Origin of the sequence: Vibrio hippocampi (assembly GCF_921292975.1) — a bacterium.
GTDB lineage: Bacteria > Pseudomonadota > Gammaproteobacteria > Enterobacterales > Vibrionaceae > Vibrio > Vibrio hippocampi.
Genome location: NZ_CAKLCM010000003.1, coordinates 1,266,947 through 1,284,517, shown reverse-complemented (window position 1 = coordinate 1,284,517; position 17,571 = coordinate 1,266,947). Strand labels below are relative to the sequence as shown.

General features: G+C 45.8%; 17 protein-coding genes and 2 pseudogenes. 11 read left to right on the top strand and 8 right to left on the bottom strand.

The features are described 5' to 3' along the window. Nucleotides 1–110 precede the first annotated feature (110 nt). The 4 genes from L9Q39_RS18730 to L9Q39_RS18715 all read left to right on the top strand — a co-directional run bounded on the left by L9Q39_RS18730 (nucleotide 111) and on the right by L9Q39_RS18715 (nucleotide 2,871). Entirely contained in the window at nucleotides 111–413 is a 303-nt protein-coding gene (locus L9Q39_RS18730) for an isoamylase early set domain-containing protein (protein ID WP_237486598.1), read from the top strand. 162 nt (nucleotides 414–575) lie between these two features. Next, nucleotides 576–806 (top strand): hypothetical protein, encoded by a 231-nt coding sequence (locus L9Q39_RS18725; RefSeq protein ID WP_237486597.1) that lies wholly within the window; start codon nucleotides 576–578, stop codon nucleotides 804–806. A 329-nt stretch (nucleotides 807–1,135) separates the two neighbouring features. Then, nucleotides 1,136–2,473: a peptidoglycan DD-metalloendopeptidase family protein gene (locus tag L9Q39_RS18720; RefSeq protein ID WP_290369172.1), complete on the top strand. Its 1,338-nt coding sequence runs from the start codon at nucleotides 1,136–1,138 to the stop codon at nucleotides 2,471–2,473. A 47-nt stretch (nucleotides 2,474–2,520) separates the two neighbouring features. Beyond that, on the top strand, nucleotides 2,521–2,871 hold the full coding sequence (locus tag L9Q39_RS18715) for a hypothetical protein (protein ID WP_237486596.1): 351 nt from the start codon (nucleotides 2,521–2,523) through the stop codon (nucleotides 2,869–2,871). Nucleotides 2,872–2,960: 89 nt separating this feature from the next. On the opposite strand, the gene L9Q39_RS18710 is transcribed toward L9Q39_RS18715, so the two are convergent. Both L9Q39_RS18710 and L9Q39_RS18705 read right to left on the bottom strand, forming a co-directional pair. Next, the gene (locus tag L9Q39_RS18710) at nucleotides 2,961–4,124 is read right to left on the bottom strand and encodes an MFS transporter (protein WP_237486595.1); all 1,164 of its coding nucleotides are present in this window, start codon (nucleotides 4,122–4,124) and stop codon (nucleotides 2,961–2,963) included. A gap of 298 nt (nucleotides 4,125–4,422) precedes the next feature. Next, complete coding sequence (locus L9Q39_RS18705; protein WP_237486594.1) at nucleotides 4,423–5,322, bottom strand: DUF808 domain-containing protein; 900 nt, start codon at nucleotides 5,320–5,322, stop codon at nucleotides 4,423–4,425. A 284-nt stretch (nucleotides 5,323–5,606) separates the two neighbouring features. On the opposite strand from L9Q39_RS18705, the gene L9Q39_RS18700 reads away from it, so the two are divergent. From L9Q39_RS18700 to L9Q39_RS20740, 4 genes and pseudogenes are all read left to right on the top strand, one after another. Beyond that, nucleotides 5,607–6,992 (top strand): efflux RND transporter periplasmic adaptor subunit, encoded by a 1,386-nt coding sequence (locus tag L9Q39_RS18700; protein ID WP_237486593.1) that lies wholly within the window; start codon nucleotides 5,607–5,609, stop codon nucleotides 6,990–6,992. Continuing rightward, nucleotides 6,992–7,693, top strand: a complete 702-nt coding sequence (locus tag L9Q39_RS18695) for an ABC transporter ATP-binding protein (protein WP_237486592.1) — start codon at nucleotides 6,992–6,994, stop codon at nucleotides 7,691–7,693. Before L9Q39_RS18700 ends, L9Q39_RS18695 begins: the two co-directional genes overlap by 1 nt. Next, a pseudogene (locus L9Q39_RS20745) lies at nucleotides 7,690–8,418 on the top strand (ABC transporter permease); the annotation flags it as partial. The gene L9Q39_RS18695 and the pseudogene L9Q39_RS20745, both read left to right, overlap by 4 nt. A 138-nt stretch (nucleotides 8,419–8,556) precedes the next feature. After that, nucleotides 8,557–8,916 (top strand): annotated as a pseudogene (locus L9Q39_RS20740) (ABC transporter permease); the annotation flags it as partial. A gap of 90 nt (nucleotides 8,917–9,006) precedes the next feature. Here L9Q39_RS20740 and L9Q39_RS18685 read toward each other — a convergent pair. The 6 genes from L9Q39_RS18685 to L9Q39_RS18660 all read right to left on the bottom strand — a co-directional run bounded on the left by L9Q39_RS18685 (nucleotide 9,007) and on the right by L9Q39_RS18660 (nucleotide 14,035). Next, complete coding sequence (locus L9Q39_RS18685; RefSeq protein WP_065676802.1) at nucleotides 9,007–9,834, bottom strand: amino acid ABC transporter ATP-binding protein; 828 nt, start codon at nucleotides 9,832–9,834, stop codon at nucleotides 9,007–9,009. 37 nt (nucleotides 9,835–9,871) lie between these two features. Continuing rightward, nucleotides 9,872–10,525, bottom strand: coding sequence for an amino acid ABC transporter permease (locus tag L9Q39_RS18680; RefSeq protein WP_237486590.1), 654 nt, complete (start codon nucleotides 10,523–10,525; stop codon nucleotides 9,872–9,874). A 10-nt stretch (nucleotides 10,526–10,535) separates the two neighbouring features. After that, nucleotides 10,536–11,186 (bottom strand): amino acid ABC transporter permease, encoded by a 651-nt coding sequence (locus L9Q39_RS18675; RefSeq protein WP_237486589.1) that lies wholly within the window; start codon nucleotides 11,184–11,186, stop codon nucleotides 10,536–10,538. After that, nucleotides 11,179–12,141 carry an agmatinase gene (speB, locus tag L9Q39_RS18670; RefSeq protein WP_237486588.1) on the bottom strand — a complete coding sequence of 321 codons (963 nt, stop codon included), beginning with the start codon at nucleotides 12,139–12,141 and terminating at the stop codon, nucleotides 11,179–11,181. Before speB (L9Q39_RS18670) ends, L9Q39_RS18675 begins: the two co-directional genes overlap by 8 nt. Continuing rightward, on the bottom strand, nucleotides 12,134–13,108 hold the full coding sequence (speB, locus tag L9Q39_RS18665; RefSeq protein ID WP_237486587.1) for an agmatinase: 975 nt from the start codon (nucleotides 13,106–13,108) through the stop codon (nucleotides 12,134–12,136). The genes speB (L9Q39_RS18670) and speB (L9Q39_RS18665) overlap by 8 nt, the downstream gene beginning before the upstream one ends. 75 nt (nucleotides 13,109–13,183) lie before the next feature. Beyond that, a complete protein-coding gene (locus L9Q39_RS18660; RefSeq protein WP_237486586.1) occupies nucleotides 13,184–14,035 on the bottom strand; it encodes a transporter substrate-binding domain-containing protein in 852 nt (283 codons plus the stop codon). A 427-nt stretch (nucleotides 14,036–14,462) separates the two neighbouring features. Between L9Q39_RS18660 and gcvA the strand changes: the two genes are divergently transcribed. The 3 genes from gcvA (at nucleotide 14,463) to L9Q39_RS18645 (ending at nucleotide 17,567) form a co-directional block, all read left to right on the top strand. Then, complete coding sequence (gcvA, locus tag L9Q39_RS18655) at nucleotides 14,463–15,404, top strand: transcriptional regulator GcvA (RefSeq protein ID WP_237486585.1); 942 nt, start codon at nucleotides 14,463–14,465, stop codon at nucleotides 15,402–15,404. A gap of 85 nt (nucleotides 15,405–15,489) precedes the next feature. After that, nucleotides 15,490–16,692, top strand: a complete 1,203-nt coding sequence (locus tag L9Q39_RS18650) for a M24 family metallopeptidase (protein WP_237486584.1) — start codon at nucleotides 15,490–15,492, stop codon at nucleotides 16,690–16,692. Then, entirely contained in the window at nucleotides 16,689–17,567 is an 879-nt protein-coding gene (locus tag L9Q39_RS18645) for a DMT family transporter (RefSeq protein ID WP_237486583.1), read from the top strand. The genes L9Q39_RS18650 and L9Q39_RS18645 overlap by 4 nt, the downstream gene beginning before the upstream one ends. Nucleotides 17,568–17,571: the final 4 nt, after the last annotated feature.

The window sequence follows — 17,571 nt, the reverse complement described above, 5'->3', positions numbered from 1 at the left end:
CCAACTATTAAATTGATGGAAAGTTAGACAGTTTAGTGTTGAGAATGTGAGCCTAATTACATAATATGCTCTAGCAGATGTTGTAATTTTACATACAAATGGAGTTTGTCATGATTAATAAGCGATTTTTCAAAACGAAAGATGAAGTAGAAGTAACCTTTGAATTAGACGCCAATCAAGTTGAGAGCGCTGCAATTGTGGCAGAGTTTCATGATTGGCAGCCTGTACCGATGAAAAAAGTAGCGAAAAGTAAGACGTTCAAATACAAAACACGCCTTCCAAAAAACGAACAGTTTCAGTTTCGTTACTTGATCAATGATACCGAGTGGGTGAACGACGGTAGCGCCGATCAATATATTGCCAATAGTTTTGGTGCTGAAAACTGCGTGATCACCACAGCTGAAGCAAATTAAGTCAAAAATCATGCTTGAGCAACCGTAGCATGTCGTTCTGTATTGAATGTTAAGATGCAAAATCAATACTGAGACAATGTAAAGTAAATTTAGCGATTCTTTGTTGTATTTGTGATCATGATTATAATTAATCGTGTGATACAACAACAAGGAGTCACTAACATGCGAATTTTACTTGCTACACTTGCGCTGTTTTTTACATTTGGAGCCAGTGCTCTGACTACCCATTCAGGGTTGGGACAGCAAAATCACTTTGATGCTTTAGAACAACCGGCAACACATGCATCGGACGACGATTGGGGTTTCCCAGATGTTTTCGATGATATGGAAAGCGATAGCGATGATATGGATAGTGATAGCGATGATATGGACAGCGATAGCGATGCGACCTAGTTCGACCGCGTGATGCTTCTCTACGTTGCTATACCTTTCGGCTTTATTGCCACTAGACTTTTTGTCACTAGGTTTTTTGAAACAAGGTAATGCTTCGATTTTTCGTGATACGTTCTTTTAAACACTCCTTTTCGGATCATGAAAATCATCAACAAAGATTGCTATTAAGTCAAATGTTGACATGCTAACCCCAAAGCGAGGCGATCTGTCTCGCTTTTTTACAATTTTGAATTGAATTTTTCCCTTGCGGTCTTACAACACAGATGCAATCTCTGGTGGAAATGTTTAATCTAGGGTTTTATGTTAAACCAGACTGCATCGGAGTCATTGTGCAATCGAACCAATCCCAGAGCGAAGTGAAACGACGCGCGTCCTCTTCTAAAAAGCTTAAACTGAGCTTAGCTTTTTCTCTCCCTTTTATTTCGGTACTTCTGGTATTAAATAACACGCCAACACCTCAACTCAGCCGCACGGTAGATCTTTCGCTAGAGCCTGTTGTTGAAACGACGACTCAGGTAGAAGCGACGACCCAGAAAGCAGCGAGTTCTCAGGTTGAACCTCTGCTTCAAGTCACGACTGAACAGCCACCTAGTTTTGATTACGTTGTGAAACAAGGCGATAGCTTAAGCCAGATCTTTGACCGTCTTGGTTTCCCATACTCGGATATGATGTCAGTGATGGAGACAGACTCTGATTATTTGGTACTCGATACGATTAGACCGGGTGATAAACTTCGTTTTTGGCAACTTGAACAAGCTAATGGGTTACAGCGCTTAGAAGTCATCCGCAGTCTCGCTGAAAAGTCGAACTACCGTCGTATGCAAGATGGCAGTTATGAATATGAAATGGTGGTGGTTCCCAGTAATTGGAATCAAGTTGCTCTTGTTGGAGAGATAAACGGCAGCTTTTCAGGTTCTGCCAATAAAATGGGTCTTGGTCCACGCGATATCGATCAAGTGGTAACACTACTGAAAGATAAACTGAACTTTGCGCGAGATTTACGTGCTGGGGATCGTTTTGAAGTCGTGACCAGCAAACAGTCGGTTGATGGCGTGGATACAGGAGCGAGCGAGATACAAGCAATAAAAATTTTCAATAGGGGCAAGCTATATTCGGCTTATCTTCATAGTAATGGACAATATTACGATGCAAGTGGGGAAAGCCTGCAACGCGCTTTTATTCGCTATCCAGTGAAGAACAACCGAATCACATCAAGCTTTAACCCTAATCGTAAACACCCAGTCACAGGTCGAGTAGCGCCTCACAATGGCACCGACTTTGGTGTATCGACGGGGACTAACGTGTACACCACTGGTGATGGTGTTGTTTCTATGGTGAGAAATCATCCCTATGCCGGTAAGTATGTCGTCGTTGATCATGGCGGTCCTTATAAAACACGCTACTTGCACTTAAGTAAAATCCTTGTGCGCAAGGGACAAAAAGTGACCCGAGGTCAGAGGATCGGTTTATCTGGTGCGACAGGACGAGTGACGGGACCGCACTTGCATTATGAATTAATTGTGCGCGGCAGACCGGTTAATGCTATGCGTGCGAACATTCCTATGGCAGACTCTGTGCCCAAGTCTGAGTTGAAACAGTTTATTGCTCGTCGTGACGAGTTGGATAATCTGATCAAGCAACAGGAAACCAAACTCGCAAGTCTATAGTGTCTTGTTGAACTCGTGAGCCTGTGCAATCAAATAAGGTAACAGTGATGCAACAGAATGAATTTGAGACCTTGGTAAAAACCTTGTGTCAGCTAAAATCCGTACCAACCGTATTGGAACTGCTAAAAAAAATCGACAATGAAGAGATTGTTGAAGCGGCAAATAGCCTAAGCGGTCAATTTGCACTTGCGGACATTGATGGTGAGCAACGCATCTATCACGTTTTCACGCAAACCGATGACAATGGTGAAGAGCAAGAGCTTGTCGAACATATTATGAATGAAGGCGACGATGTGATTAAGTTTATCGCATGGTTCTTCGATATGTTCTTTGAAATGAAGCCAAGTGATACCTACAAAGCCGCAGGTAAAACTTACCAGCAGCCAAAACGCAGCTAACTTTGGCTATCGTCTGAGTATTTCAGATTGATTGAGGCTCCTATCTTTGATAGGAGCCTTTTTTATTATTTGCAGAAAACGACACTTTATTAGCCGCCAGTAACCACTTGCTTTTTGGTTTTGACACTGGCGATAAACATGTAGATTGCCGTTGCCATTTGAATAGCGAACAAATAAGCCATTAAGCCGTGTTTGCCTTGCATAAACCAATCGGCAAATAGTGGACCGACGACTGAGCCGACACTGTAGCAGAACAGCATCACTTGTGTTGCGGATACAATAAAGCGTCGATCGAGTTTGTCACAACCTAAGTTGATAGCGATTGGGTAGAGAGCGAATGTTGCCATACCCAATAGGAACAAACTGACGGTCAACCATTGAATGCTGCCACTCACAATCACAATACCCGTAGCAAAAACACCAAGCAGACAGAACAACCCCATCAATAGAGTGCGTCCCATTAGCTTGGAAAGCTTAGGAACAATGGTCTGTACAGCCATGCCACCAAGAATAACCAAAGTCATTAGCACGCTTAAATGGTTTTGAGAGATCTGGCGCACGGTGAGTTCTAACGGCATAAGACCGTAGATGGCACCCAACGTTAGCCCTGATACAACGCAACCAATGACCGCCGCATGATTTAGCTTTGCGACCTGTTTTAGCGATAAAGGTGTTGAACTTTCCGCGACAGGTTGAGATGTCGGGCAAAAGACCAGAACCGCAATCGCACAACTGAGCATAGACACAATCGCGATAAAGGGTGTAAAGCCATGAGTGCCAAAGGCGCCAATGCCCATCTGCCCAAGCGCAGAACCACCATAGAGCGCACCCATATACAAACCGAGTCGTTTTGCTCGACTGTCATCTTCGCCATCTAGCAGCCATGACTCGACAATAACGAAGACACCCGCAACGGCGACGCCAGCAACGAATCGAGCGGTGAGCCATGCATAGATGTTGGCAAACACTGGCATCACAGCAATGGTCGCAACAAATACAGCTAAGCAGATAACAAAGGCCCATCGATGTCCGGTGGTTTTTACCAATGGCTCAATGGTGATTGCCCCAAATAGCAAACCCGCATAAAACACACTCGCTAGCCAACTCGCGTGACTGCTATCCAAGCCATATTGTCCAAGCACCAACGGGATAAGGCTCATCATGTAACCCGATGCGACGGCATAAAATGACAGAGCAATAACAGGAACTTTAAAGCCTGTTTTTGCGGTCAATAGTGATTGTGTTTCTACCATTTTTTACCTCCAAAATTGTCGCTAGATGCTGATGCCATGGGCAAGAATTGGCGCGACTATGAGGCTAGGTTGGCAAAGAGTAAAACGAAAAATAATCAGCAACACGACAAAAAATATTTATCGTGTTGAGGGCGTTTTATGGTGCCTTTTTGATGGGGAATTTCGGGCGATTTAACTGACTGAAACTCGGGACAAATTACGTTTGGTTTTGTGGTGGGCAGGGGTTTTCTGGTGTACGGCAAGATAGTGGTGAGACGGTACTGCGACCTCTTTCACCAAGCCCTCAGCTACAACTGATTTATGAAGAGGTCTTATGTTTGCGGGTGACTTTAGAAATCACAGTGACAACGGCAACCACACATAACCCTGCCAACAGACCCGTTAGTCCATTGACCATTATCGACAAGATAGGCTGCACCTCAAACGGGGCAACGAGGTGGTGAATAAAAGGCACATTGTGAACAACAATCCCACCACCAACCAAAAACATCGCCGCAGTACCGACAATAGTTAGAGTTTTCATCAGCTTGGGTGCAAAGGTGATAAGCCCTGTACCAAAAGAATGTTTGAAGCCAGAACCGTTAGCAGTTTGCACCAAATAGATGCCCGCATCGTCCAGTTTGACAATGCCAGCAACTAAACCATAAACACCGATAGTCATCACCAGTGCGATCAGACTAACGACAATAATTTGCGTCGCGATCACTTGACCTTGCACCGTGCCAAGCGCGATTACGATGATCTCTGCCGATAAGATAAAGTCGGTTCTTATTGCCCCCGCAATTTTTTTCTTTTCATACTCTTTTAACTCTTGCTCTGACATCTGGGCTGAGGTGGGGGCTTTTTCTTTGTCACTTTCATGATGAAACCACTTTTCTAAGATCTTTTCAGCGCCCTCAAAACAGAGAAATAGCCCTCCTAAAAGCAATAAAGGGTTAATCAGCCACGGTGCAATAAAGCTGATCAATAGTGCGGCAGGAACTAAGATACATTTGTTTTTTAATGACCCCTTAGCCACAGCCCAAACAACAGGAAGTTCACGTTCGGCGGTCACACCGGAAACTTGATGGGCATTCAGTGCCAGATCATCACCTAACACTCCGGCGGTTTTTTTGGCAGCGACTTTCGTGAGTAAAGCCACATCGTCTAACACGGCGGTAATATCATCGAGTAAGGTAAGCAAACTTAAACCGGCCATAGCTTGGCTCCATGCATAGGGTCTGTATAAAAATGTAACAGGTAATGCGCCGATCACAAGGTGCTCGGTGACGCTAGCCATGCTGAGACTGAGAATAGAGTCACGAACATATGTAAAATACTGTAAATGAGGTTTGGCTGGCTAACGCCTTTAACGATAATTACCAAAGCTTTATTTTTTATCGTAAATTGCTTTATTTTTTTACCGTAGATAGCTCTGTTTTTTTACCGTAAATAGCTTTATTTTTGTCTGACTCGCATTTAATTTTTAAGGAAAATTTCGTTATGAATCGCTGGCCTAAGGTGTTGATGTTAACGGCGGTCTCTTGCTCATTAGTGGGAGGTTATTGGTGGTACTCGCAAAATGGAACGCATGGCGTCAATGCGACAGATACAAGCTACAAAACAGAGCAAGTGACTCACGGTGACATTCAAAACTCTGTGAGCGCAACCGGAACCCTTGCCGCTGTTGATGACGTTGTGGTCGGTGCGCAACTCTCAGGTCAGGTAATAAAGGTTTATGCCGATTTCAACGATACGGTTGAACAGGGTCAATTGCTCGCAAAAATCGATCCTGCTTCATTTGCGGCAAAAGTCGCTCAGGCAAAAGCCTTGGTAGAAAAAAGTGATGCCGATGTGAGAGCGCAAGTCCACCAAATCGAACGGGCTAAACTCAACTACGAACGCTCAGTGAGAGAGTTAAAACGTGCTCAGGGTCTCTATCAAGGGGCGAATATTTCTGAAGATGCGATTGATACCTTAGAAACACAAAGCAAGCAGTATAAATTGGACTGGCAGCAGAGTTACGTGCAGTTGGATATCTTAAAAGCCACCTTGGCAGCGAATAAAGCCAATCTACAAGAGACAGAAATCGAACTGGAACGCACTGATATCCGAGCTCCGATAAGCGGCTTCGTCATCAACCGCACCATTGAGGCAGGTCAGACAGTCGCTTCAAGCTACAACACTCCTGAGCTTTTCACTCTGGCAAAAAGTCTGTCGGAAATGGAAATAGAGGCCTACATAGATGAATCTGATATCGGTCTTGTCCAAGAAGGACAACAGGTTTCATTTACCGTGGATGCTTTCTCGAGTAAGAAGTTTCGAGGTGAGGTGAACCAGATCCGTAAAGCCCCCCAAAATAACTCGGGTGTTGTCAGTTATATCGTGGTGATGAGCACACGTAACCCTGACAATATTCTGCTGCCGGGTATGACGGCGAATATGGAAGTGGAGATTGAGAATATGCGCGATGTGCAGCGTGTTAGTAACACTGCGGTGCGCATGGGCAGTCGCTATGCGGTGTCGGACAGCAATGAGGCGAAAGGACCTTTGTCGCGTTTAAAGTATCTCGATCTATCTCAACAACAAGTTGATGAGATTTACCAATCGCTTGCTGAGAATAACATTGATCCCAAATCTAGAATCGACCGCAAACAGCGTCAACAGGTTCAAAAGCTGATAGCAAAAGCATTAACGCCGGAACAGCGTGAACTCCAGAAGAAAATTCGCAAAGGCGAAGTGAAAATGGGACCACTTATGGTGTTGCGTGATGGCAAGATTGTGACCGTTCAGGCGCAATTTGGCGTCTCTGATGATAAAAACACCGCGGTGATTGCGCCGGATCTTTCTAATGATTTAGTGATCAACCAATATAGGGAGAAACGCTAATGACCCCGGCAATACGCTGTGAAAGCATCAGTCACAGTTTTCCCGTGGGTGATGAACGATTTCAGGTGCTTAATGAGGTGAATTTTATCGTTGAGCAGGGTGAAATGGTGGCGATCATGGGACCGTCAGGTTCTGGAAAATCGACCTTAATGAACATGATTGGCTGTTTGATGACACCGGAAGAAGGGGCTATCGAGATACTGGGGCGAGGCACCAGTGATCTCAACAAAGCGCAACTGGCGGAAGTGCGTCGTGATCATATTGGCTTTGTTTTTCAGCAGTTTAACTTGTTGTCTCGAACCTCGGCACGCGATAACGTTAAAATGCCATTGATGTATTTTGACCAACTCGTCACAGATGCAGATGAACGAGCGAAACAGTGTTTAGAGATGGTCGGGCTTGGTGATCGTTTAGACTCTCACCCCAATCAATTGTCAGGGGGGCAACAGCAGCGTGTCGCGATTGCGCGCGCGTTGGTTAATCGCCCTGATATTCTGCTGGCCGACGAGCCAACAGGGGCATTGGACAGTAAAACCAGTGATGAAATCGTTGAATTATTTAAGGGCTTAAACCGTCAAGGGCAGACCATCATCATTATCACTCACGATGCTGAAGTGGCTGCACAAGCCAGTCGAGTGTTGCACATTCGCGATGGACGCTTGGTGAGTCATCCTCACGCCACACAGGTAGGTGTTGCATGATCTTAGTTAAAACGGCGTTGCTGTCGTTAAAGCGCAATATGCTGCGTTCAATTCTTACTACTCTGGGTATTATTATCGGCATCAGTGCTGTGATTATCATGTTTGCTCTGGGTGAAGGCGCACAAAGACAGGTTGAAAAGCAGATTGAGAGTTTGGGTACCAATCTTTTGATGGTGCGAGCTGGGGCGGTGAAATCGGGTGGCGCCAAGGGCGCATCGGGATCAACCAATAAGCTCGATATGTCGGATGTACTCGCCATCAAATCCGAGATCCCAGAGGTCGCAGCGGCGGGTGCTTATGTGGACAGCCAAGCTCAGGTGGTATGGGGCAATCAAAACTGGAACACCAAGGTACAAGGAGGCAATGCGGACTTCCTGACGGCCACTAATTTGCAAGTGAACCAAGGTCGCTTATTTGATGACAGTGACTTAAAGAAACGGGCAAAGGTGGCGTTAATCGGTGTAACGGTAGCGAAAGAGCTGTTTGGCGATCCCAGCCATGCATTTGGTGAGGAAATCCGTATCAATAAGGTGCCCCTGACGATTATTGGGGTATTGAAAGAGAAAGGGCAGGACACTCGAGGACAAGATCTCGATGATGTGGTTGTGGTTCCTCTTACCACCGCCAACCGCCGTATTATTGGGCGCAGCAATGGCAAAATCGATCGAGTGAGTCGTATGGCGATCTCGGTGGGCAGTGCTGATGATATGGACTTTGTCACCGAGGAACTAGAGCGTTTACTGCATCAGCGACACCGTATTTCAGCCACTCAAGTCAGTCCTTTTAAGATCATGAACCTAACCGCCATGCTCAATACCCGAGCGGAAGCGAATAAAGTCTTTAATATGTTATTGGCTGGCGTCGCCGGAGTCTCGTTGTTGGTAGGCGGTATTGGTGTTATGAATATCATGCTAGTGAGCGTGACCGAGCGAACTCGAGAGATTGGTTTAAGGATGGCCGTTGGGGCAAAACCCAACCATATTTTGACTCAATTTCTGATTGAAAGTGTGGTGTTATGTTTACTTGGCGCACTTATTGGTGTCGCCATATCGCTGTTTGTGGTCGGGGTACTGCAATACGGCTTGGGATGGCAGTTAGTGCTATCACCCGTGATTATTACCATTAGCGTGTCAGCAACGGCGCTGATTGGTGTTGGTTTTGGGTTCTACCCAGCATACAAGGCATCACAACTCGATCCGATTGAGGCGCTGCGCTACGAATAGAAGTTAAAGAAGTTAAAGAAGTTAAAGAAGTGGAAAAAGGGGAGACGGTGTTACGCTCCCCTTTCTTTTTGTCTATTGAGTTGGCAAAGCTTAGGCAACATCCACTAAAGAACGGCTTTGGGCCATCCCTAAGCCACTATTTCTCTCACTCCATGTCGCCAGAAAGCTTTTAAGCTGTGAGGTTTGTGGTGACAAAAATAGCTTATTAGGTGACCCTTGTTCTGCAATTTGCCCCTGAGATAAAAAGACCACTTTGTCGGAGACTTGGGCAGCGAAACCCATTTCATGGGTGACGATGACCATAGTCATCCCTTCTTCTGCTAGAGATTTCATCACTTTCAATACTTCGCCAACCAATTCAGGGTCAAGGGCTGAGGTTGGTTCATCAAATAGCATGATCTTTGGCTCTGTGCCCAAGGAACGAGCAATCGCGACTCGCTGCTGTTGACCACCCGAGAGTTGATTTGGGTAAGCGTCTGCTTTATGAGCCATATCTACTTTTTCTAACACCTGTTGGGCTTTGTCCTTAGCCTGCTGCTTGCTGAGTTTCTTAACGTAGACCAAAGGTGCCATGACGTTTTCCAGTACCGTCATATGTGGCCACAAGTTGAACTGTTGGAACACCATGCAGACATCGGTGAGGTCGCGTTGGGCAATGTGTTCTGGAAGCTTCTGAAAATTACCTTGTGTATCGGCACCATAGCCAATCATTCTGCCGTTTATCAGTACTTCGCCACTGTCATAATGTTCAAGAAAATTCATGCAACGCAACATGGTGCTTTTTCCCGAACCTGAGCCGCCAATAATACAGACTACTTCGCCGGTTTCTATGGTGAGATCGATGCCCTTTAATACATGGTTGTCACCAAAACTTTTATTTAACTGCACCAATTTGATGGCTTTATGTTGTGTTTTCATAGAAAAATCCTTTTTTATCTAGCGGCTTAGGCCAACGTTAATTGAGGTAATGTCGCGCGCGCTTTTCACTCCACGCCCCGAACCTTGCTAGTGCTGAGGTAATGCACCAATAGGCTACGGCCAAAAATAGGTATGGCTCCACAACGGTGAAGGTTTGAGTCGCCATCGTGACAACGGCTTTGGTTATCTCAGGTACAGTGATAATCGACAAAATCGCCGACTCTTTAATTAAAATGATGCTTTGGTTAATGCTAGGTGGAATGATTAACCCGAGCATTTGAGGAATTTGTACACGTGTTAAGGTCTGCCAGCGCGAAAAGCCAAGGTCATAACTGGCCTCAACTTGCCCCTTGGGAATACTGGCAAAGCCAGAACGAAAGATCTCGGCAAAGTAGGCAGCGCCGTACATCCCTAACCCAAGGATACCGACCTGCTCAGCGCTTAATTCGATACCAACAAATGGCCCACCGTAAAATACCAGATAGACCTGCACCAGCAATGGTGTGCCTCTGAAAATCAATAGATAGCCGCGGTAAAAGATGCGCAGTGGTAACCAGGCAACTTGACTCACTCCATAGAGTGCTAACCCAGCAAATAGGCTGATCAGAAGACCAATTGAGCAAACAAATACGGTATAAGCCAGCCCTTTTGCAAGTAGTGGAGCGTAGGTGAAATAAAGTGTGAAATCCATGACGGTTCCTCTAGCTGGTGGCGAGCTTTGATTCGATATAGCGCCCCAATAGCCCGATACATGAAGTAAGGACGAGATAGAGCAGACCTGCAGTGACGAAAAACTCAATCGGTCGGTATGAGGTTGACGAATAGGTTTGTGCCAATCGCATTAAATCAGTCACCGCGATGGTTGAAATCAGTGCTGAGTTTTTGATGATATCTATGGTTTCATTCACCAAGGAAGGTAAGGTTTTACGGAATACTTGGGGCAGTTCAATGCGAACCAGCCTCTGTACTGGAGAAAAACCAAACGTCCAAGCCGCCTCTTTTTGACCGGCAGGCAAAGAGAGAAAACCACCTCTTAGTATCTCTGATTGAAACGCGGCGGTGTTCATCGACAAAACAATAATTGCGGTCAAAATTGAGGGAATATTGATACCAGCCAGAGGTAAAAAATAGAAAACGATGACTAACTGAACCAACAACGGCGTCCCTCTTAAGGCACTGATGTAGATCTGGCAACAGGTTCGGATTGCCGTGGTGCTAGACATGCGCCCTAAACAGATTAGAGCGCCCAAGCCAAAGCCTATTATGATAGAAATCAGTGAGATCCACGCCGTGGTCCACAGCCCCGTCAATAATGAAGGTATCGCGCTCCAAACAACAGAGAAATCAAACATGGCAGGTCTCCTTAGCAACAGCATTTCGCTGCCGTGATTGAGCCGCGATACAGAGCAACTCGAACATGATCGTCGCCCCTACAAGCGCGGTGTTCCCTGTTGGATCAAAAGGTGGAGACACTTCAACCACATCCGCGCCAATAACGTTGACGTCTTGAAGACCACGGATTAATTGCAGTGCTTCGATGGAGGTGAAGCCTCCCATCTCAGGTGTTCCTGTGCCCGGAGCAAAGGCGGGATCGAGACAGTCCACATCAAAGGTAACGTAAGCAGGCGTATCGCCAATGGTCTGTTTTATCTGTTGCAGTATCCCTTCGACACCGAGCTCAACGCATTCATCCATATAGAGAACACGCATACCGGTCTCATGGCTAAAGCGCCACATATCTTTATCATTTAGTGAGCCTCTGATACCGATTTGAATGGTTCTTTTCGGATCAATCAGGTTCTCTTCTACCGCGATTTTAAATGGTGAACCATGATGAAACTTGGACCCGAAGTAATTGTCGCCTGTGTCACAATGAGCATCAAAATGGATGAGGGCTACCGGTCCGTCTTGCGCTAAAGCCCTTAAAATGGGCAATGAAATCGAGTGGTCACCTCCGGCTGCGATAGGCAGTGCACCTGAGGCTTTGATTTGCTTAAAAAATAACTCTATCGACTGGTGAGCTTTGACTAACTCAAAAGGCGAGTCGGGAAGTACATCACCTACATCCGCAACTCGACACAGTTCAAAAGGAGCGACCCCAGTTGCTTGATTGATGATGCGCATTAAACTGGACTGGTTACGGATCTCACGAGGACCATGTCGAGTGCCTGTTCGGTTGGTCACACCCCCGTCAAACGGTACTCCGACTAGAGCAATATCGACATCTTGAAGCTCGGGGACATAGTCGCAACGCATAAATGTTGCGATACCACTATATCTTGGCAGCGTTTGGTTTGGATTAGACATGAGACTCTCCTTGGGACGCATAGTGTGATACATAACCAATCAGGTTCATCAACAGTTGAGCCGCGAGGGTCGCTGTGACCTCTGCCGGATCGTAAGGTGGTGAAACTTCGCAAAGATCAATACCCACAACCTCGGTGTGTTGGCAAACTTGACGAAGAAATTCCAGTACCTCGTAATATTGAAACCCACCGTGGCTCGGGGTACCTGTTCCGGGAGCAATGGAGGGGTCGAAGCCATCAATGTCGATAGTGATATAGCAAGCTTCCCCTTTGGGAATCGTCGCCAAGATATCCTCGATACTCGATTGACGGAACTGGCGTACTGATAAAATGTTGGAACCAGCGTTTCTGGCGTCCACATAGTCAGACTGACTCGATGATGAAACATTACGAATGCCAAGTTGCGTTAGACCCGAGACATGTGGCATCTCTGAGGCTCTGCGCATGCAGTTTCCATGACCGTAGCGAACCCCGTGCCGTTCATCGACAAAATCTAGATGAGCGTCAATTTGGACAATATGTATGGGTTTATGTCCGTCATAAGCTGCCAGAACGGCGGCTGTAATAGCATGGTCGCCACCCAGTACCACCGGAATGGCTTTATTTGACAGAATGGCTTTGACTTCATCTTGAATGTTATTCAGGCAGGTGGAAGTGTCGGTATGCACCATATCGACGTCACCGACATCGACAATATTTACTTTGTCCTTGGCCAAAAATAGTGTATCGAGTTCGTGGTCATAAGCTCCGTGATGACCAAAAGAGAATAGGGTAGATGCTTGACGAATGGCTCTAGGACCAAAGCGCGCGCCGGAACGATACTGGCATCCCATATCGAAAGGCGCACCAATGACCGCGAAGTCGGCTTGATAGGCACTGCCTTGTTCAACAATCGGACTTTTAGCAAAGGTACAAAATCCGACAAACGGTAGGTTGAGTTTTGGTTTAGTACAAGCGTTAGGTTCCATCTAAGCCTCGGATGATCAATGCGGATATAACTAGCCTCCTTGATTCCTTGGAGGCTAGCGCGGATGTTTAAAGAATTAGTGAATAGGCTGTGGAACCATACCTGTTGGTACGTCCATCGTGAAACCAAACCATTTTTGCTGCAGTTCGGCTAACTTACCGCTTTTGTGAAGCTTTTCTATCCCGTCACTCATGAACTGGACAAGTGTTGCTGAGTCAGCATCTTTTCTGCCTACCCAGCCGTAGTACGTTGCTGGACCAAAAGGAGGTTGCACGATTTCAAACATGTCTGGGCGCTCTTTGATAATCGGTGCAAGATTTGGAATCGCTTGTGGAACCACATCGACGCGACGAGATGCAAGTGCGGCATAAGCTTCGTTGTAGTCGGTAAACTCTTTGATAGATTTGTACTTGTCGCCTTTTGGCGTTAATACCTCTTGTTCAAAAGTTTTAATCACACTTAGCTGAGCGGAACCCGCTTGAGTGCCCAGTACCATACCTGCCATATCTTCTGGACTCTGAATACGGTCATCCCCTTTGCGTTTCAGCATAGCAACGGAAGCTGTTGAGATGGGGTATGTGAAAGAATAATTAGCCGCTCGATCTTTGGTAATCGTCAGAGATGTGGCGACAAAGTCGTATCGGTTTGCGTTTAGTCCAGCCAAAATACCTTGGAAAGGCAAGTCCAGCTGTTTCAGTTTGACACCCGGTAGATCTTTAAGGATTTCATCAAGAACATCTTTGCCGTAACCGACGATCTTACCGTCTTGCAACATTTCAAAGGGTGCGTAGCGAGCTTCAGTAGCAATGGTAATCTCGCCCTTTGCTTTGATCTCCGAGAGAAGGTCAGCATGAGCAGCGCCAGTGAATAGTGAACTAAGCAGTGTGGTGGCCAATAGTAGTGTTTTACTTGGTAATTGAACTTTCATCTCGATCCCTCGTTATGATGATAGGTAGTTGTCATCTATATTGATTCAATTGCAAGGTCGCCGACAAACGGTGATTGCTAATCTGTATACATAAGAAGGCGTTATGCACCAGCTTGGGGAGAAAGTGTGGCTTAAAATGCCACATATTTGTGCGTGGCTGTTTGGCTATGACGTTTTGAGTTGAGAGTTCTGATTCGATGAAGACTACGCTGACAAAGTGAGTGATAGGGCAGAACGTTGTTAGATGGTGGTTATGAATCGTTGTGAATAGTGGCATATATTCTGCAAAGGATAGCGGCTATAAACATTATTATTAGTATGGATATAAGGCGACCGTTTCGTTACTGATAAGGTGATGAAAATTGACCGCACTATGTCTGAGTCGTTAAGAAGTTTGCTTGGTTGACAAGTTGACATGGAGGTCAATGTGGCATTAAGACTCCCACCCCTAGAAGCCCTGCGCTATTTTGAAGCGGCGGCGAGACATTTGAGTTTTACTCTCGCTGCGCAAGAGCTTTGCGTTTCGCAAAGTGCCGTGAGTCAAAAAGTAATTCAGCTAGAGCAACGTTTGAACTTTAAGTTGTTCGAACGCAAGCCAAGACAGTTAACGTTGACCATTAATGGCGAGCACTTGTATCAGTCTGTGCAATTAGCGCTGTTGCAAATTCGTGACACATTAAGCGATATTGACTCAAAAGAGCAGATGACACGGTTAGAAGTCTACTGTATGCCGTCGTTTGCCAGCCGCTGGTTGATGCCGTGTTTAAGCAGCTTTTATCAAAATAACCCTAAGATTGATCTGCTTATCTCAGCCAGTTTTTCTGAGCCAAACTTTCGTAACGAAGATGTCGATATCGGTATATGTCATGGTGTCGGGGATCAACCTGCAATGGAACAAACCCTATTATTTCGTGATTACATTTACCCGGTTGCCAGTCCAAGCCTGCTCGCCAAATTGCCCTTGAGAACACCGGAAGATCTAAGAAAAACGGTGCTTCTTCATGACTCTTTACCGCAAGCGAAACTGTCCACCTCTTGGCAGCGCTGGTTTAGTGATCTTGGTGTAAGTCGAGTGGATTGCAATGCGGGTTATAGTTTCAATCAGGCGGACTTGATTGTTCAAGCGGCGATTGATGGGCAAGGGGTGGCATTGGGGCGCCATAGTTTGGTGGCTCGAGATGTGGCCGCAGGGAAACTCGTGCCACTATTTGGTCATGCGCTTGAAGATGATGGTGTTTACTTGGTTTGTTTGAAAAAGTTAACCAGTCGACCACAGATTCAACGTTTTTCCCATTGGATGCGACAGCAAGCGAAAGAGTTTGAAACGCGCTATAGCGTGGATTCCATGCTTTCACATAAGCACAGATAATACCGGCATTACGATTCATTGTTTGTCCCTATACGGCAATTACAACAAGATAATTACCGTGCAAATCAGTAAAGGGACAGATGTCATGCAAGATATATTGGAAATCAGAAACGGTGAAAAGGTCAAAGGGACTTTTTCTTCTTTGGAGATGTTAACAAGGCTCGCGACCTTGCGTGAGCTATTGGCAGAGAAACAATTGGATGCGGTGGTTTTTACCTCCATTCAAAACATCAATTACTACAGTGACTTTTTATACACTTCTTTTGGGCGCCCTTATGCGCTCGTTGTCACTCAAGACCGCTCGGTGACAATTTCAGCCAATATCGATGCGGGTCAACCGTATCGCCGTAGTATTGGAGACAATTTGGTATACACCGATTGGAAACAAGATAATTATTATCGAGCGATCAAAAATGTGTTGCCTAACCCAAAAACCGTCGCGATAGAAGCCGATCACTTGACCTTGATGGCGAAGCAAAAATTCGCAGATCTCTACCCACAAGCCCGCTTTTACGATATCAGTGGCGATGTGATGACAAAGAGAATGGTTAAGAGTTCGGAAGAAATCGAACTGATCAAACATGGCGCTCGCATCGCGGATATCGGTGGAGCCGCTTGTGTCAAAGCGATTAAAGAAAATGTGCCAGAATTCGAAGTAGCGATTGCAGCCAATAACGCCATGACGCGCGCAATTGCCGAGACGTTTCCCCACATTGAGTTACGAGATACGTGGACTTGGTTTCAGTCTGGGATTAATACCGATGGGGCACACAATCCGCTCACTACTCGTCGCTTGCAGTCGGGTGATATTTTGAGTCTAAATTGCTTTCCTATGATAGCGGGTTACTACACCGCTCTGGAACGTACCCTTTTCTTGAATCACTGCGATGATGAGCAACTGAAAATATGGCAAATAAATTGCGAAGTGCATCGAAAAGGTCTTGAGCTTATCAAGCCGGGCGCAAAGTGTTGCGATATTGCCGCCGAATTAAATGAAATCTATCGTGGTTATGGGTTGCTTGATTATAGAACCTTTGGCTATGGTCACTCGTTTGGTGTCTTGAGTCACTACTATGGACGCGAAGCTGGACTGGAACTAAGAGAAGACATAGAGACCGTTTTGCAGCCGGGGATGGTGGTGTCTATGGAGCCGATGCTGATGATTCCTGATCACTTAACGGGAGCGGGAGGTTATAGAGAGCATGATATTTTGGTTGTCAATGAACAAGGTAGCGAAAATATCACAGGCTTTAAATTTGGTCCTGAACACAACATTGTTGGCGCATGATGAAGCGCTATCTTGGACTGTTTGCCGCTTTGTTAACCATTGTCATGTGGTCATCTTTAGCGGCATTGACGCTTTCAGTGAATCACTTGCCGCCCCTATGTACTGTGGGTATCGTGCTCATCATCGCCTCGATTCCGGGGTTAAAGCATTATCGAACATGGCGTTTGCCTATCAAAGATTGGCTTAAAGCGATCATCGGTATGTTTGGCTACCACTATCTGCTGTTTGATGCATTTAGCCGAGCCCCAGCGATAGAAGTGAATATGATTCAGTATCTTTGGCCACTGTTTATCGTGTTGGGGACCCCTTTGTTTGGTGGTCAAAAATTGAATGTTGGCCATGTTTTGGGGGCAGGGCTCTCCTTCGTTGCTATTTTAATGGTGATGAACAATCAACAATCTGAGATAAGTAGCGAGCATTGGCTAGGTTACCTCGAAGCGTTATGTGCAGCGCTTTTATGGGCGCATTATACGTTAACTAATTGCCACAACGATAGGATGTCTAGCTCGGCGGTTGCGGCTATTTGCTTGATGTCCGGATTGTTGTCACTTGGGGTATTTGTGATGACAATGGATCAGATCCCGCCAATTCAATTAAGTGATTGGGTGTCATTACTGTTGTTAGGCTTAGGGCCTATGGGCTTGAGTTTTTACAGTTGGGATTATGCGATGCGCCACGGTGACCCAAGGTTTATTGGCTCGTTGACTTACCTCACGCCATTGCTATCTATGATGCTGTTGGCGGTTGCATTTAATTCGGTCACACTCTCTTCGTTACACTTGATTGCTTTGTTCACAATCATTTTGGGAGCCAGTTTAGGAAAAGTATGGCCAAAGTTTATGCATCGCAATCGAACACTCTATGACGTTAACTAGTGTG